This is a genomic window from Bacteroidota bacterium, from assembly GCA_019637975.1.
Taxonomy (GTDB): Bacteria; Bacteroidota; Ignavibacteria; order UBA10030; family UBA6906; genus CAADGV01.
Map to the genome: position 1 here is coordinate 1 of JAHBUR010000014.1, position 17,324 is coordinate 17,324.

The 17,324-nt window shown below is 50.9% G+C and carries 13 protein-coding genes and 1 pseudogene; 12 read left to right on the forward strand and 2 right to left on the reverse strand.

Translation table 11 applies throughout. The features are described 5' to 3' along the window. The 4 genes and pseudogenes from KF749_09480 to gatD all read left to right on the forward strand — a co-directional run. Positions 1 to 965: pentapeptide repeat-containing protein (locus KF749_09480; GenBank protein ID MBX2991389.1), on the forward strand; the 965-nt coding region annotated here is incomplete at its 5' end. Positions 966 to 1,306: 341 nt separating this feature from the next. Beyond that, positions 1,307 to 1,525: pseudogene (locus tag KF749_09485) on the forward strand (addiction module protein). Between the two features lie 193 nt (positions 1,526 to 1,718). After that, positions 1,719 to 3,632: a Glu-tRNA(Gln) amidotransferase subunit GatE gene (gene gatE / locus KF749_09490; protein MBX2991390.1), complete on the forward strand. Its 1,914-nt coding sequence runs from the start codon at positions 1,719 to 1,721 to the stop codon at positions 3,630 to 3,632. Next, on the forward strand, positions 3,632 to 5,020 hold the full coding sequence (gene gatD, locus KF749_09495) for a Glu-tRNA(Gln) amidotransferase subunit GatD (protein ID MBX2991391.1): 1,389 nt from the start codon (positions 3,632 to 3,634) through the stop codon (positions 5,018 to 5,020). The genes gatE and gatD overlap by 1 nt, the downstream gene beginning before the upstream one ends. Positions 5,021 to 5,161: 141 nt before the next feature. Here gatD and KF749_09500 read toward each other — a convergent pair whose 3' ends face one another. Together KF749_09500 and moaCB are read right to left on the reverse strand one after the other, a co-directional pair. Beyond that, entirely contained in the window at positions 5,162 to 6,385 is a 1,224-nt protein-coding gene (locus KF749_09500; protein MBX2991392.1) for a molybdopterin molybdotransferase MoeA, read from the reverse strand. 4 nt (positions 6,386 to 6,389) lie between these two features. Continuing rightward, complete coding sequence (gene moaCB / locus KF749_09505) at positions 6,390 to 7,298, reverse strand: bifunctional molybdenum cofactor biosynthesis protein MoaC/MoaB (GenBank protein ID MBX2991393.1); 909 nt, start codon at positions 7,296 to 7,298, stop codon at positions 6,390 to 6,392. A gap of 229 nt (positions 7,299 to 7,527) precedes the next feature. Here moaCB and KF749_09510 point away from each other — a divergent pair, with 229 nt between their 5' ends. The 8 genes from KF749_09510 to tadA all read left to right on the forward strand — a co-directional run bounded on the left by KF749_09510 (position 7,528) and on the right by tadA (position 17,289). Further along, positions 7,528 to 9,003: a potassium/proton antiporter gene (locus KF749_09510; protein MBX2991394.1), complete on the forward strand. Its 1,476-nt coding sequence runs from the start codon at positions 7,528 to 7,530 to the stop codon at positions 9,001 to 9,003. Positions 9,004 to 9,269: 266 nt separating this feature from the next. Then, positions 9,270 to 9,641, forward strand: coding sequence for a response regulator (locus tag KF749_09515; GenBank protein MBX2991395.1), 372 nt, complete (start codon positions 9,270 to 9,272; stop codon positions 9,639 to 9,641). Between the two features lie 13 nt (positions 9,642 to 9,654). Further along, positions 9,655 to 11,481: a type II/IV secretion system protein gene (locus KF749_09520; protein MBX2991396.1), complete on the forward strand. Its 1,827-nt coding sequence runs from the start codon at positions 9,655 to 9,657 to the stop codon at positions 11,479 to 11,481. A 218-nt stretch (positions 11,482 to 11,699) separates the two neighbouring features. After that, positions 11,700 to 12,107 carry a hypothetical protein gene (locus tag KF749_09525; GenBank protein ID MBX2991397.1) on the forward strand — a complete coding sequence of 136 codons (408 nt, stop codon included), beginning with the start codon at positions 11,700 to 11,702 and terminating at the stop codon, positions 12,105 to 12,107. Positions 12,108 to 12,237: 130 nt separating this feature from the next. Continuing rightward, complete coding sequence (locus KF749_09530; GenBank protein ID MBX2991398.1) at positions 12,238 to 12,642, forward strand: hypothetical protein; 405 nt, start codon at positions 12,238 to 12,240, stop codon at positions 12,640 to 12,642. 181 nt (positions 12,643 to 12,823) lie between these two features. Further along, on the forward strand, positions 12,824 to 14,203 hold the full coding sequence (locus tag KF749_09535; GenBank protein MBX2991399.1) for a type II secretion system F family protein: 1,380 nt from the start codon (positions 12,824 to 12,826) through the stop codon (positions 14,201 to 14,203). Between the two features lie 35 nt (positions 14,204 to 14,238). After that, the gene (locus KF749_09540; protein ID MBX2991400.1) at positions 14,239 to 16,029 is read left to right on the forward strand and encodes a type II/IV secretion system protein; all 1,791 of its coding nucleotides are present in this window, start codon (positions 14,239 to 14,241) and stop codon (positions 16,027 to 16,029) included. Between the two features lie 27 nt (positions 16,030 to 16,056). Then, positions 16,057 to 17,289 (forward strand): Flp pilus assembly complex ATPase component TadA, encoded by a 1,233-nt coding sequence (gene tadA, locus KF749_09545; protein ID MBX2991401.1) that lies wholly within the window; start codon positions 16,057 to 16,059, stop codon positions 17,287 to 17,289. The last annotated feature ends 35 nt before the right edge of the window (positions 17,290 to 17,324 follow it).

Sequence of the window (17,324 nt, forward strand, 5' to 3'; positions counted from 1 at the left end):
TCGAGGAGAATGTGGACTTTTCCGAGTGCACATTCGTAGGAAGCGAGACACGGTTTGTTGACTGTACGTTCAAGAAAGGTGCTTCATTTCTTGGTAGTCGTTTTGAAGCTGAGAAAACCACTTTTTCGAGATGCACTTTCGAGGCTGAAACTAAATTCAACCATGCGGTTTTTAAGAATGCAACTATCTTCGAAGGGTCGCGAGACTCATCAACGAATTTGTTGTTTAAGGGACATGTCCAATTCAAGTACATCTCGATTCGTGAACCCAAGGAGTTCACCTTTAGATACGTGAACTTTGAAAACGTTGAGTTCCGCGGCACCGATCTGCAAGATCTAAGAGTCACTTCTGTCAACTGGAGAAAGGCAAAAACGAGTATTGCAGGACGAGAACGGATCATTTTATATGATCAAGTTTTGTTGGAGCAACAACAGCGCAGCAATCAAAACCTGAAAATCGATGAGCACGAATTCAATCTTGTCCAAAATGCCTATCGAGATCTCAAACAGAATTTCGACAACAATCGCTTCTTTGGACCAGCCGATGAATTCTATTTCCGTGAAATGGAAATGCTCCGGCTCCACCCTCGGAATCTTGTGACAAGATGCTTTTCTTGGAGGGCCTTGTATAGGTTGACGAGTGGATATGGTCTCTTTTGGCTTAACGGCATATTGTCACTGCTCTTCACCGTTCTCATATTCGCCGCTCTGACATTACTTACAGGTTTTGAGAAACCTCAGATCAACTATGACCTTGCATTTTCCTTCCCTACGGTATCAAAACTCTGGTCCGACTATCTTGATGCGCTGACATATAACTTGCTCAGTGTCTTTCCAGCAAAGGACATTTCCGCGGTCTACTTGCCTTCCATTTGCACTCGAATTGTCCAAATCCCCGAATATGCGCTTATCGCCACTTTCTCCACGCTGACTATATTGGCAATACGACGGAGATTCAAACGGTAGACAGGAAAGCCATCCATCCTCAAAACCCAAACCCCGACGTCAGGTACACCTTCACGCTTCTGCTGCGGTGAGACGAATTGAGTAACTCAACAATCTCCATCTTCATACAAAGCGAAAATGACGCCGCTTAAGGCGCTGCAGAAGTTGGGGGGGGGATGAAAAAGAAGACAAAACTCTGATCCCGATTCATCGGGATTTTGTTGGGCCAGCGTGACGGTTCCACCGTCATGCGAGGAAAACATCGCGCGAGAGAAGTGCATTGCCTTTTCGAAATGGAATCCGTATTCTAGGTCAAGAAATCGAAAGGCTTTGTTGGATTCTGAAATAGCTTGGGAGGTAGCATGAGCTCTTCATCTGTCTTTGATCTTACCCCTGCCGAAAAACTCCAACTCGTTGAAGACCTCTGGGATGACCTTGCGGGAAACTCCGGGGCTATTCCCGTCCACGAATGGCAGAAGCAGGAATTAGCCCGCCGCAAAGCCAATCTTTAGAAGAACACTGTCTCGGCACTATCGTGGGAAGAAGTGAAGCGCAGAGTGCGCAGTGGACATGACCGCTAACCTGCCGTGATCTCATTAGCAAGAAGTCGGTGACGGCGACACTTCAACGTCATCCCATCCCTCCTTCACCGACACAATCCCGCATTGCACCCCACCCGAAAAGTCCGTAGAATACATGCGGGCTTTGCGAGCATCCCCCCGTATTTCCGGCCTTTCTCATTGAACCTGTTGATTCTCATAGCACTTCATAATCATGTACGATTTCCTTTTCAAGCCATTTCATGACATGACGGCGTCCGATTATGCCGCCGTCGGATTCACGTCCGGTCTCGAAATCCATCAACAACTTCTGACATCAAAGAAATTGTTTTGTCGCTGTCCCGCCGGCCGCTACAGCGATCATTACGACGCCGAAATTCTCCGCCACATGCGCCCGACATTGTCGGAGTTGGGCGAGTACGACGGGACGGCGTTGATGGAATTCAAAACGAAAAAGAACATCATCTACCGGATCAATCGTGATACCGTTTGCACGTACGAGATGGACGACACGCCGCCGTTTCAAATCAACGAAGAGGCACTGGATATTGCTCTCGGCATCGGCATGATGTACGGATGCGAGCTGGTAGATGAACTTCATATTGCCCGCAAGCAATATCTTGACGGCAGCATCCCGACGGGTTTCCAGCGCACGGCGATCTTTTCCCTCAACGGCATAATTCCTTTCAAGGGTCGTGAGGTGCGTGTTGTGCAAATGTCGATTGAAGAAGATTCTTGTCGTGAGGTGAGCGATATCGGCCATCAACGCGTGTATCTGACCGACCGGCTCGGTATGCCGTTGATTGAAACAGTAACGGGGCCGGACATGAAAACGCCGTACGAGGTGGCCGAGGTGGCCGAGTTGTGCCGCTGGATGGCGCGCAGTACCGGGATGGTTCGGACAGGCATTGGCGCGGCGCGGCAGGATGTGAATGTGAGTGTCACGGGCGGAACGCGGGTGGAAATCAAAGGTGTTCCGCGCATTCCTCATATTCCCCTCCTCACATACAATGAAGCGATGCGGCAGTGGAATTTGCTTCGCTTACGTGACGAACTTCACCGTCGCGGCATCACGGCGGATGCATTCCAGGCTTCGACCGAATCCGTCACAAAATTGCTGAAGAAAACACGATACCTGCCGTTGGAGAATGCCCTCGCCAGCGGCATGATTGTGAACTGCGTGGTGCTTCGCGGCTTCAGGGATTTGCTTCGCTGGCAAACACAAACCGATACATTCTTCTCAAAAGAAATCTCGGACAGAGTCCGGGTGATAGCATGTCTTACAACTCTCCCCAACATTCTCCACTCCGACAGTCCGAGCGAGTCGCTTGCAACGGCGGAATGGCAATCGATCAAGAAAGCTGTTGGCGCAACGGAAGATGATACGCTTGTCCTTGTTTGGGGAAGCGAACAGGATGCCGCAACGGGTGCACAGGAAATCACTATTCGTGCAAAGGAGGCAACGATCGGCATTCCTTCGGAAACACGACAGGCGCTCCGTGACGGAACGAATGGATTTGAACGAATTCTTCCCGGCGCCGACCGGATGTATCCCGATACCGATCTCCCGCCGAAGCGAATAACAGATGAGCGGCGCGAACGAATTCGTGCCGCGCTTCCTCTCGATTTCTGGAAGAGGGAGGATCGCTATAGGAGACTCGGTGTTCCCGAGGATCTTGTGCAATCGCTTTCAGTTTCACGCTTTGCGGGATTGTTTGACACGTTGACGGGCGAGTGGAACATCCTCCCCAAGCTTGCAGCGACTCTGCTTATTCAATTTCAGAAGAGACTGAAGAGAGAGGGTCTTGATAATAGGATCGTTGATGAACTGATGATCAAACGGATCGTGAAAGCATACAAAGAGGGGAGAGTTGCGAGAGATGGACTTTATGACATTATGAAACAGGCTGTGCGCAACGGATCGTTTGAGGAATCACTCCTCCCTGTGCCTTGTCCGATTGATGAACTTGCGAAGGTTGTTGAAGAAACAGTCGCGGGACTTGGTGGCATCACAATTCATCATGCAGAAAAAAGGGACGAGATTGTCATGGGATTAGTTATGAACAGATTGCGGGGAAGAGTTGAAGGCTCAACTGTTCGTGAATACGTGCAGCGGGAGGCACGCTGATGAACTCAAACGAACTGTACAAAGGGTACCGCGGCGAAGCCCTCGACACGCTCAAGAACTTTGATGCGCCCATCTGGAGTGATGTTGAGATAGCAACCGACACGGGCACATTCAAGGGCATCATTCTTCCCCGTTCGGAAACTGCAGATCCTCATCATGTTGTTCTCAAACTTCGTGTAGGGTACAACATTGGTATTGCGGCAAAGCGGATTCGTTCCATCACCATCTCCGGAAGAAAGGAAGCCCATTACAAGATTCCGGAGAAAGCGTTTCCGTACGATCCGAAGAAGCCCAACGTCAAGTTGTTGGGAACGGGAGGAACGATTGCCAGCAGGCTCGATTACAGAACCGGCGCCGTGATTCCCGCATTCTCTCCGGGTGAGTTGTACGGCTCGGTTCCCGAACTTGCCGACATCTGCAATCTTGAAACCGAGAAGCTGTACGGCGTCTTCAGTGAGAACATGGGCCCCGAACAATGGAAAGGAACCGCCGAAGCCATTGCGCGGGAAATCAGGAAAGGCGCGCACGGCATTGTGATCGGGCATGGGACGGACACGATGCACCACACGGCGGCGATACTTTCGTTCATGGTTCAGAATTCCCCGGTACCGATTGTGATGGTCGGCTCGCAGCGTTCAAGTGACCGGCCTTCCTCGGACGCAGCGCTGAACCTGATGCACAGCGTGAAGACTGCGGCAGAAAGCGACATCGCCGAGGTGATGGTCTGCATGTTCGGCCCGACATCGGATGAATACGGCCTGCTGCATCGCGGCACGCGTGTCCGCAAGATGCATTCGAGCTATCGTTCGACGTTCCGCACAATCGGGGACATCCCGATTGCGATGGTGGGCAGGGAGTTCATCAAACCGCTTCGCACGGATTACAAGCGTCGCCGTTCGGATACGGACGTGATTTTGAATGCTGCGTTTGAAGAGATGGTCGCCATTGTGTACTACTATCCCAACATGCGCCCTGACATTCTCGACTCGCTGATCGAAAACAACTATAAGGGAATCATCATTGCGGGTACAGGACTCGGCCATGTCAACAAACCGCTGTATCCCGCACTAAAGCGGGCGCAGGAGAAGAACATCGCCGTGTACATGACGGTGCAGACGTTGTGGGGCTATGTGCAGATGTATGTGTACGACACGGGTCGTGACATGATGGATCTGGGCGTCGTTCCAACTGCCAACATGCTTCCGGAAGTCGCTTACATGAAATTAGGATGGGCGTTGGGACAGACGAATGATTTGGAGAAGGTGAAAGAGATCATGCTCACCCCGGTCGCCGGTGAAATCACCGAACGCGAGCCGAGCAACGGCTACCTGATTTTCCAGGGCGGCGTGCCCGAAGTGGAGGAGTTCATTTCCAAATACAGGAAATGAACTCCATACAAATCCTCAGAACGAGGTTTGTAGATGCCGGCATATTGAGCTTGTTCTGATAATCCCGCAAAGTCAGATGACGGAGCTTCTCCCGGTTTCGGGGCAGCCTTCTGAATTGTTAGAGGGAACAACCACGATGTTTCACTGAACCCCCCATTTCAACAATGAAATCTTGACGGCATCGCCTGCCGAAAGTTGCTTACATTCTTTCGGAAAGTGAATCAGACAGTCAGCGTTTGCAAGTCCGCCAACCATATGTGAATCCTGTCCCCGAGTCGGTGCCACATGCAAGGTTCCTTTGGAATCATGAGAGAGCGTTCCCCTCACAAATTCCATTCGTCCTCGCTTTTTCTTCAAGTCATGAGAGAGACGTGCCGATAGAACGAACATGCCGGCATCATTCATTCCCATCATCTGTAAAAGAGCCGGCTTGATGAGGAGTTGGAATCCAAGCAGCGCCGCAACCGGATTTCCCGGCAGCCCGAATATCAGCGTGCTTTTCTTTTTTCCAAAAAAAATTGGCTTGCCCGGCTTGATTGCAATTCTCCAGAAAATGCTTCTCACATGAAGATCTGCCAACACTTCTTTCACGAAATCGCTTGACCCGACGGAAACGCCGCCCGACGAGACAACGATGTCTGCATCGGCTACCCCCTGTTTGAACGCTTGCTCGATCTGCTGTGGGTTGTCACGCGTGCGGAATGTCCGGACGGAGTCAATGCCCATTGCGCGCATAGCTGCAAGAAGTCCGGGGGTATTAGAGTCGTGGATGTTGCCGCGCCGCAACCGGGTTCCGGGAGGCTGCAGTTCGTTACCCGTGACGATTAACGCAACGCGAGGCTTCCTGCGCACACGAACGTGCTTTCTGCCGAGCGTTGCAAGCAGGGCTACAACCGGCGGAGTGATAAGTGTACCGCTTTCAAGGACAACTTCACCTTTCTTGAACTCGTCTCCGGCAAACCTGATGTTGCCACCGGTGTCTGCCCGTGTCGAAAAGTAGACCAGGTCATTCTCCACCCTTACGTGTTCCTGCATGATAACTGTATCGGCTCCGGCGGGGATCTGCGCGCCGGTGAGAATTCTGATGGTCGTTCCCTTTTTCAGGTTCACGATGCGAGTGTCGCCTGCTGCAAGTGTATCGGTGAGTTGAAGGCAGGCTTCATTTCTACGGGATGCGTTGGCAAGATCGGACGAGCGTACCGCAAAGCCGTCAACTGCCGAGGCGTCAAAGCGTGGCAACGGCGTATTTGCTCGAATCGATTCCGCCAATGTATATCCCAACGATTTCGGTACGGGGATTCGCACGAGAGGAAGCCTCCGGCAATTGTCGGAAACGAGTTTCAGCGCTTCCCCGAAATCGATCATGCTTTCAGTGCCCCTTTCCTTCGATCATTGCGAAAGCATGAAGGATGGCAGGAAACAGTGCATCGAGGCCGTCCGTGACGGCGCCGGGTGATCCGGGCAGAGTGACGATCAACGTTTTCCCGCGTAAACCCGAGCAGGCACGGGAAAGCATTGCGAGAGGGAAACGTGCTTGTCCGTACATTCGTATTGCTTCTGCAACTCCAGGGGCTTCACGGTCAATCACTTCCCGGGTTGCCTCCGGTGTGATATCACGGGGACTGAGCCCTGTTCCGCCGGTTGTTACAACAAGATCGGCTTTCAAATTGTCGGCGTAGTGTTTCAGCTTTTCAACAATCGTTGCCTTTTCGTCGGGAATCACTGAATAATCCGCAATCTCGAATCCCTCCGTTTTCAATCGTTCAACTATCACATTTCCGGAACGGTCAGCGCCTTTCCCATCTGCAATCGAATCCGACATAACCAGAACCGCGGCACGAAATGTCTTTGATGCAGGAAGACGGTACTCCGATTTGCCCCCGGTCTTCTTGAGAAGGCGAATCTCGCCAATCGACATTTCCTCATCAAGCATCTTCAACATATCATACATTGTCAGGGCGGCAACTGATGCTGCCGTAAGCGCCTCCATCTCAACACCGGTTTTATAGATAGCCTTCACCGTTGCCGAGACGTCAATCCAGTTTTCGCCGAAGGCGTATTCAACGCCCGCAAAGTCGATGGGAAGGGGGTGGCAATACGGGATGATCCCGCTGGTATTCTTAGCCGCTTGTATTGCGGCCACTTTTGCCACTTCAAGCGGGTTTCCTTTCGGGATTCTATTCTGGTGGATGAGATCGATTGTTCGGGGGCTGAGATGCAGCCGTGCCGAAGCGACCGCAGTTCTGAGCGTTGTTGTCTTTCGGGAAATATCGCGCATAGTAGCTTGTGTTCGGACGGGAGTATTGTCGTTTGGAATTCAATATAGAAAAATTTTCTGAATCAGAATACCAACAGATTTTTTTGCGGCCTCGACGGATTGTGTCTTGTTTTTATCTGATGTCTTGATATATTCTTGAGTGAGTCTGTGACCAATGCAATCCGGCTGAACATCCGTCCGGAGAATGAACCTCTTCCTTTCCAATTGAAGCGTAACCCGGCACCCTTTTGTGATCAGTTTTGAATATATCCTTCTTGTGAGTTCGGGCCTGATACTCATCAGTCTGGCGATTGCCAAGATCTCCGACAATTTCGGCGTTCCGACATTGCTGCTCTTTCTTGTGGTGGGCATGCTTGCCGGCTCCGAAGGATTGGGCGGAATCGAGTTCAGCGATGTCGGGTTGGCACGTTCGATTGGGACGATTGCATTGGTTCTTATACTGTTTGCGGGCGGTTTGGACACGAAATGGTCGTCCGTTCGTCCTGTGCTTCGCGAGGCGGGAATTCTTGCGACGGTCGGAGTGCTTACCACGGCATTGCTGGTCGGGGTGTTTGTTTCGTATACGTTCGGATTCTCACTGCTTGAAGGTCTTCTGTTCGGCGCCGTTGTTTCCTCCACCGATGCGGCTGCAGTATTTTCCTTGCTACGGTCGCGGAACGTCAGTTTGCGCGGAAACCTGAAACCGCTGCTCGAGTTCGAATCGGGAAGCAACGACCCGATGGCGGTATTCCTGACGCTCGGGCTGATTCAGGTTCTCACATCTCAAATAGAAACCACCGTCGACTTCATTGTACTCTTCTTCTATCAAATGGGTTTTGGCGCGGTGTTGGGGTTCGGTCTTGGCAAAGCGATGGTTTTTCTGCTGAATCGCCTGAAGTTTTCCTACCAGGGCTTCTACCCCGTTTTTGCACTTGCGTTTGCAGTGTTTATTTTCGGGATTACGGCTGTCATCAACGGCAGCGGATTTCTTGCTGTGTACGCTGCGGGTCTCGTTGTCGGCAACTCTGAGATCATTCAGAAAAGGAGTCTTCTCAGATTCTTCGACGGCTTTGCATGGTTGAGCCAGGTGGGTATGTTTCTCACGCTGGGATTGCTTGTGTTTCCGTCTCACGTTGTCAGTGTGGTGGGAATTGGATTACTGGCTTCCGCTGTGCTGATGTTTGTTGCACGGCCGGTCAGCGTATTCCTCTCGCTTGCATTCACGAAATTTCGATGGAACGAAAAAGCGCTTGTTTCGTGGGTAGGGTTGCGTGGTGCTGTGCCGATTATTCTGGCAACATTTCCGCTTCTGGCGGGCCTGCCGAGGGCCGAACTCATGTTTAATCTCGTCTTCTTCATCGTTCTCACATCAACATTGTTGCAGGGATGGTCCATTCCTTTGCTTGCACGCATCCTCAAAGTGGACGCCCCGCTCGAAAGAACTCCGAACTACCCGCTTGAGTTTGATGCCCCGCGGGAGTCAAATACCGAATTGGTTGATTTGATGGTTCCGTACAATTCATCGGCTGTCGGAAGAACTATCGTGGAATTGGGAATGCCGAATGACAGCCTGATCGTGTTGATTATCCGCAATGAAGAATTCCTGGTTCCCAGCGGCGGTACTGTGCTGGAATCGGGAGATACGATTCTCGTTCTCGTCAACAAACAGAACCTTCCGCAAGTACGCGAATTGCTGGCCGAGCAACGGGCGAAAGAAGAAGCATAGCACGTCCTGTCGTATTGCTGTCCACCAACACCCTGCAGCATCATGACTTCCTCACTTTTCCTGCATACACAGAATCATGTATGCCGGCGGTGGCTCTCATGCCTGCCTTTGTAAGATTTTCAAACGAACAGTAGATTTTTCCCCCCTTCAGTCTCAACTTCCCTTTCCAAGCCATTTATCCACCCGGATTTTTTGGCGTAACCTTTGTCTCAACTAAAACCGATTATGACATCCGGATAAAAACTCAAAACGAACCAAAGAGAGCCATGAAAATTCTGCTTGCTGATGACAATGATGATTTCTTGCTCGTGATGCAGGATTTAATAGAAGGGCAGGGCCATACCCCGTTGATTGCACGGGACGGAAAACAAGCGCGTGAGTTTCTTGAAGAAGAGTCGGTTGATGTCATCATCTCCGATATTTTTATGCCGACATTGGATGGAATACGGTTTCACAGCTACGTTCGGGAGTTGATGGGGGATAGAAAAGTACCCTTCATTTTCATGTCCGGGTACGACGATCCCTATACGCAGGAAGCAATTGAGGATTCCTCAATTGATTTCTTTATCAGCAAGATGACCCCGATAAGTAAGGTCATTGAAGTTCTCGATCAGATCGAATCATCACTAACGGAATAGAACACGAATGTCCTTGCCGGATCAGACATATAGAGAGAATAGAGCAGACGGTGCTGCTCCTGCCAAGCGTCGTTACGCCTCTGCGTTTCTCGATCATCTCGTTCGGAACCGGATCATTTCAGAGAAGATTGCGGGCGACGTATCCGATCATATCCAGGAACAAAAAGGAAACGAAAAACGCCGCATGGTCGATATTCTGGCCGAAGAGTATGAGGTTTCCAAGGATGTGTTGGCCAGGGAACTTGCGCAGTTCTACTCGTTCCGGATTATTGACAGCAAGGAAAGGAGTCTGCGAAGGCTCGATAATCAAACCATTTTGAAACTAGTTGAAGGCTTGGCGCCGCCGGCATATCGTGTTGTTATGAGGCACAAAGTGCTTCCCTTCGAAACTGCCGAGGGCCAGCCGGACAAGTTGTTGGTTGTGACACCCAATCCGACGGACAGGGAAGTGAGTGAGGCCGCCCGAGCCTTTCCCTACGCCAAACACGAAATTTGCTACATGAAAGAGGCAGATTGGGATGAATTCTGGCAACAAGTATCACAGTCAAAGAGCACAACCTCGTTGGGGGCAGCCTCGGCCGGCAACGGGATGTTCGAGGAGAATGATTCGGAACTCGATAGCGCCCTCGAACGCGAAATTGACAGCAGCCAACTCATCAATCTGGTGAACAATATATTCACTGATGCCGTGCGTATCGGTGCGAGCGATATTCACATAGTGCCGAAGGGTTCCCGCAAAACCGAAATTAGCTTCCGCATCGACGGGGAGCTAACAACATGGTACACTGTTGAAGATACCCGGGCTGAAGCAGTCGTTGCCGTTGTGAAGGGACGCGGCCTCGGCCTTGACCGTTTCGAGAGAATGGCCGCTCAGGACGGTCAGGCACAGAAGGTGGTAGACGATCAGGTAGTCCGCTTCCGCATGTCTGTTCTTCCCATTATTTCCAAGGAAATGGCGGGAAAATTTGAATCTATGGTCATCCGAATTCTGAAAGATGCCCATGCATCGGTTTCGCTCGAATCCATCGGGTTGGATCCGTACTCGCTCGAGATGTTCCGCGAGGCAATCAACAAGCCTCACGGCATTGTCATTCTCACCGGACCAACGGGAAGCGGAAAAAGCACGACACTTGTCGCGGCTCTCCGGTCGGTAATGAACCCGTCCGTTTGCACAATAACGGTTGAAGATCCGGTGGAGTATTTGATTGAAGGTGCACGCCAGGTAAAGCTCAACCACAAGCTCTCGTTCGACGACGCTATCAGGGCCATTCTCCGTCACGATCCCGATATCATCATGGTGGGTGAAATTCGCGATCGCGCAACTGCTGATATCGCCATCAAATTGGCAAATACCGGCCACCTGACATTTTCCACGCTGCACACAAACGATGCGGCCAGTGTGGTATCACGATTATTCAAGATCGGTGTCGAACCGTTCCTGATTGCACAAGCGCTGAATATTGTTGTCGCGCAGCGTCTTGTCCGCAAACTGTGCGAAAAATGCAAACGACCGGTACACAAGAACGAGTTGAATCACACAATGCTTGTGAAATACGGATTTGAGGAGGCAGATATACTGAACACGGTGTTCTTCGAGCCGGTCGGCTGCCCGCATTGCGTCGGGGGATTCAAAGGACGCAGTGCCATACACGAAACGCTGTATATTTCTCCGGAAATCCGGGAAATCATCATCGACAGCGGTGAAAAAATTGATTTGGATGCGATTCAGCGTACAGCAATCAAACATGGCATGCGAACGTTGCGACAATCAGGATTAGAATTGGCGAAACAGGGCGTGAGCAGTATCGACGAAGTCGTAAACGCAACAACGAGGGATTGAAAGTTTGTAATGGAAAAACTGACTCAAGAGAAGTCAAAATTTCCTCATGCTGCGGTGAGATGATGGTATTGCCGCATATTTTGGGGCGAATCGTCAACATGGAATTCTGGCATAACCGTTGAAAGAACCATAGTCAACAGAAACGAAAGAACAACCTGAAGCAAGTTTTCAAACCAACAACCATAATCCACAACTAACAATCAAAGGGGAGATATACCATGGGCCAGCAACAACTTCTTCTGATCATTCTTGGCGTGATCGTCGTCGGTATCGCCGTTGCAGTCGGTATCACAATGTTCCAGGACAACGCCGTGTCCGCTAACCGCGATGCAGTCACAAACGACCTTGTGAATCTTGCGTCACGTGCACAGCAATTCTATCGTCGCCCGCAAGCGCTTGGCGGCGGTGGCAATTCGTTCGTCGGCCTGACAGCCAATGCAGCCGGTCTCGCAAAGTTGACCTCAAAGTCGGCAAACGCGAACGGTTCATATGCAATTACGACAGCCGGTACAACAACAACTGTTGTGTTGCAGGGTACGGGTGTCGAGAAGGGAGTGGATGGTAATCCCATCAGCATTACGATGAGTGTTTTTGCCGACAGCACATATGTTTCGCAGGCTAACTAACGCCGAACATTCTGCGGGCTTCCAGCAATGGAGGCCCGGGTCGTTAATAGATGTAACAGTTCGGGCGTGCGTACAGGCGATTTCACATGTGCCGAAGGCGCTCGATAGTCAAGAGTAGAAAAGGGTTGATATGGGTTCGCAGCAACTATTATTGATTGTGGTGGGCGTCGTTCTGATCGGCATCATGGTTGCTGTGGGCATGGATATGTTCAAGGATCAGGCGGCGTCCACAAACCGCGACTCGATTTCGAATGATCTTGCGAACTTTGCGGTGCGGGCACAGAAATACTATCGCAAACCCTTGGTGTTGGGAGGCGGTGCTCATTCGTTCAACGGATTGTCCTTCAAACACATAACGAAGAATGAAACGAATTCGAACGGCACATACGTGCTTGCGCCTGATCCTGCGAGCGGAAGTGACCCGTTTGTCAGTATCACGGGAACGGGATTCAATAACGGAAACGACAGGTCGGCTCCCGTTGAAGTACGGATAACGATTTGGCCGGATAGTGTTTTCTTGGAAACGCTGAATTAGCGTTTCCGGTGGATGACAAGTAAGGAAACGAGCAAGGCCTGAAACACAAAGTAATGCAGGCGGCTCTCTCTGTTTTCCGATTGTGTTTTGCTATGTGGGGGACTTAGTGAGACTTGCAACGGAGACAAGGGGAGAGCCTGCTTTTATCAGTATGAACAAACCTGAGTGAACGAGAGATACAATGCCTGAATTCAGAATAGAAGGTGTCACCGGAGACGGAAAGCCGCTTCAGGGAGTATTTGAAGCAGACTCGCTCAAAGCAGCAAAACAAAAAGCCGCGGTCATGGCCGGCCAGCGCAAATTCAAGCTGCTGAATGTGGTGCCGCGCGCAACATGGGTTTACCGGGTTCAACGCGGGACGGAGAAGCCGATCTCCGGAGAACAAAAAGCCTTCACCAAAGGAGAAGTCGAAGAAGCTCTGCAAAAAATGGGGTACCGCGTCATTCGGGTTCAGAAGCGTTTGTTTGACTTCAGGCCAAAGCCCCCGTCTGCGGAAATCGTGACATTTGTACGCGTCAGCGCCGACCTGATCAGGCAGAAGCTTCCCTTCAATGAAATAATGCAACTGCTTGTCAACGATATCCAAAACAAAACATTGCGCGAAACGCTGAAGGATATCAATGCCGAACTGAAGCAAGGAAAAGACAGCGAGCGGGCCTTCGTCAAGCACGAAGCCGTTCTTGGCCGTTTCACGGCGCACATGCTCGGCCTTGCCTCAAAAAGCGGCAACATGGCCGATATTTATGAAAGCACGGCAAAATTTCTTGAACGTCAGGCAGAGTTCAAGAAAAATCTCAAAAGTGCCCTCATTATGCCGATGGTGACGCTGGTAGTTCTGTTTGGCGCGGTGGTGTATTACGTCGGCTACATCTTTCCGGCAACGGCAGGGTTGTTCCGCAAGTTCGGGATTGAACTGCCGCCCATGACTGCGGCGACGATGGCAATGAGCGACTTCCTGGTTGAAAACATGGGCCTCATCACGCTCGGCACGCTGATACCGAGTATTTTCGCAGTAAAATACTTCTCGACCGAAAAGGGGAGATTTATTCTCGACAAGTATATCTGGAGAGTGCCCATTATCGGTTCGCTGATGCACAAGAGCAGCATAGAGATATTCTGCCGTGTGTTCTACGCGTTGTACAGCGGGGCCGGCGAGAACATTGAGGTAATTCGCATGGCCGCGGAAGCATGCGGCAACAAGTTTATGGAACATCAGATCAAAACCGTTGCTCTGCCGATGATGACCCAGAAGGGGGCAGGTATTATGGAAGCGTTTGAAGCGAGCGGTGTGTTTACCAAGACCGCTCTTTCGCGGTTCCATTCGGGTGCCGAGACCGGTACCGTGAAACACACAGCGTTGCAGCTGGCCGAGTATTATGAGAAAGAGACATCGTACAAAATGCGAAATGCGATCGACTATATCCAGGTCATCATCTCGATGATCATTATGGTCGTTCTTACGGCACTCACAATTGTCTCGTCCGAAACGGCAACGGTGCGTCCGAAAAATCCGGCATTGGGCGCAGTAGTACAGTACAGTTCAGAACACGGCAGGACGTGAATCGGTGATTCTCGATTCCCCATAAGAGAAGAGCAATGGCAACGGTTGATATTACTGACAAGATTGGCTTCACACTACTGAAGAAAGGCATCATTGACTACGAGACCCTTGAAAAGTCCCTGAAAGTCAAGGAAGCCGAGAGCAAACGGAACCGAAGAAATCTGGGTCAGATTCTTGTCAATGAATTCAACGTTGAACACGACTCGGTATTTAAGGAGGTAGCCGACCTTTACGCATTCCGCGAAATCTCCCTGGAAGACGAACTGCTCGATAAGCCAAGAATCGAGTTTATCCGCAAGCTTATCGAATCCCTGCCCGAATCGGCACGGACAATGTTGCTTGAGGCAAAGATGTTGCCTCTCAAGTACGATGAACGCCAGACAGACAAGCTGGTTATACTTGCTGCCGATCCCACCGACAGGCGCATTCCGCTAATCTCACGGAATTTCAACGCGAAGAAGTACGAAGTGGCGTATTGCCGCCTCGGCGCGCTTGAAAAACTCATGGAACAGGTTGTTCCGGTTGAGAACGAGTTTCTTCGTCTCCTGGAAACCAACGCCGATGCCGGTATTGACGTCAAGGAAGACGAAGGTGCCGTTGACGAGGAAGCGCTCGAGGCGGAAATCAGCAAAAGCGCGCTTGTCAATCTTGTCGAAGGAGCCCTTGTCGAGGCCGTGCGGCAGGGCGTAAGCGATATTCACATTGTTCCGAAAGGTGGGAACCGTACGGAGTTCTGGTTCCGCGTGGATGGCAATCTGCAACTATGGCACGCCCAGGAGAGTACGTTGCCTGAAGCTATTGCGGCAGTTGTGAAGGATCGCTCAAAGAATATTGACCGGTTCGAACGCGAAGCATCGCAGGATGGTTTCATCCAGCGGTCGATTGATGATCACATGATCCGCTTTCGCGTTTCCATCATGCCGATGGTCGGTACGGAGTTCAAGCACAAATACGAGAGTATTGTTATTCGTGTTCTCGATGATCGGAAGGTGATTACCGATCTGAACAAGCTCGGTCTTCAGGGGCCGACGATGGATTTCTTCCAAAAGGCAATTAACAAGCCGCAGGGCATCGTGATCCTTACCGGCCCGACTGGAAGCGGAAAAAGCACGACGCTGGTTGCCGCTCTGCACGCAGTTATCGACCCGACTGTGAATGTTCTTACCGTCGAGGAGCCTGTAGAGTACATTATTCGCGGAGCCCGGCAATTGAAGATCGGGCCCAAAATGAATTTTGATAGCGCCATCCGCGGCATCCTGCGTCATGATCCTGATATTGTGCTTGTCGGGGAAATGCGAGACAAGACGACTGCCGAAATTGCCATCAAGCTGGCAAATACGGGGCACTTGACATTCTCAACGCTGCACACGAACGATGCGCCGAGTGCCGTATCACGATTGTACAAGATGGGGATTGAGCCATTTCTCATTGCCTATGCGATCAATGTGATTGTTGCACAGCGTCTCATACGAACCCTCTGCAAATTCTGCAAACGTCCGATTCTCCCGGATGAACTGGACCGTGAGGTGTATATGAAGTTCGGTTTCACGGAAGAGGATCTTGACAATCATGTACTCTTCGAGGCGGTGGGTTGCGACAAATGCAACGGGGGCTACAAGGGTAGGGCGGCAATTCACGAAGCGCTGTATTTTACAAAAACCATTCGCAATATCATCGTCAAGTCGGGGGCGGAAGTTGATGAAGAACAGATACGTACGCAGGCTGTCAAAGACGGAATGTGGACATTGCGGAAGTCCGGTATCGAACGAATAAAGAGCGGCGTGTGTACGCTTGAAGAAATTGCCGCGGTGACAACTGATGACTAACCCAACGACAATACGTGCAGAGCGAAGATGATTGATATTGCCGTACATACACTTCGAGAACTCGCTTCCACAATTCCACCGACGGCGCCGGGCGTGGAACGCCAGATGATTATCGGCGATCTCGCGAGCAAAGCCTCGCCTGCCGAGCGAACTGCAATGCGAAAGCTGATGGATGTGGTTCTTCTTCGGATGCAGAAACTCAACGCGTCCGACATCGATATCGGAGGTTTTGGCACAACAGGTCATTTCTGGTACCGTACCTACGGCGATAAGAAGCCGGACAGAGAGCTTCCCGTGCTTACACCGGATGAAGCAAGCCTGCTGATTCAGTCCATACTCATTGAGCGGCAGCGGTTGTTCCTGTATGAAAATCGCAATCTTGATTTTTCGTACACGGTGATGCAGGATGATTCCATGTTCCGCTTCCGTGCCGATGCCTATTTCGATTTGGATCAGCTTGCGTTGAACATGCGGGCGATCAATGCAACAGTCCGTCCGTACAAGAACCTTGAATTCCACTCGAATGTCACAAAGGCGCTGAGCCTTGCTCATTCATCACACGGCCTTACGCTGGTTACCGGCATTACGGGGTCCGGCAAAAGCTCAACCCTTGATAGCATCATTGACGCGAACAATCACTCGGTTGATGCGCATATTGTCATCATTTCGTCGCCGATTGAATACGTGCACAAGCCCGACCGGTGCATCGTTCGCCACCGTGAAGTGGGGCGCGATGTGCTGTCATTCAAGGAAGGAGCAATACAGGCATTGCGTCAGGATCCCGACATTATCGTTATCGGGGAAATGCGCGATCCCGATACGATTTTCACTGCGCTGGAAATCACCGATAGCGGACACAAAGTGTTCTCCACATTGCATACGGCATCCGCGATTGAGACGATTGACCGCGTCATCGGTGAAGTGCCGCCGATTGAACAAGAACGGGTTCGGCTCCGATTGGCGGATACGCTAAGTTGCGTACTTTCCCAGAAGCTCGTGCCGACATTGGATGGCAAACTCACATTGGCCAAAGAAATCATGCTGATGATCCCCTCTGTTCGGGCAGCCATCAAAAACAACAATACCGGGGAGATCTACCAAATGATGGCAGAATCGGCAGATATCGGCATGATAACTTTGGAACAGGATTTGAAGCGATTGTATCTGCAGAAGAGAATCTCTCTCGAGACTGCGATGGTTAATGCGAATAACAAACGACGATTGCAACAAATCCTCAATGCGAATGCAATCGGCGATTGAAACAAGCGGGAGTTATGGCCATATGAACAATAATA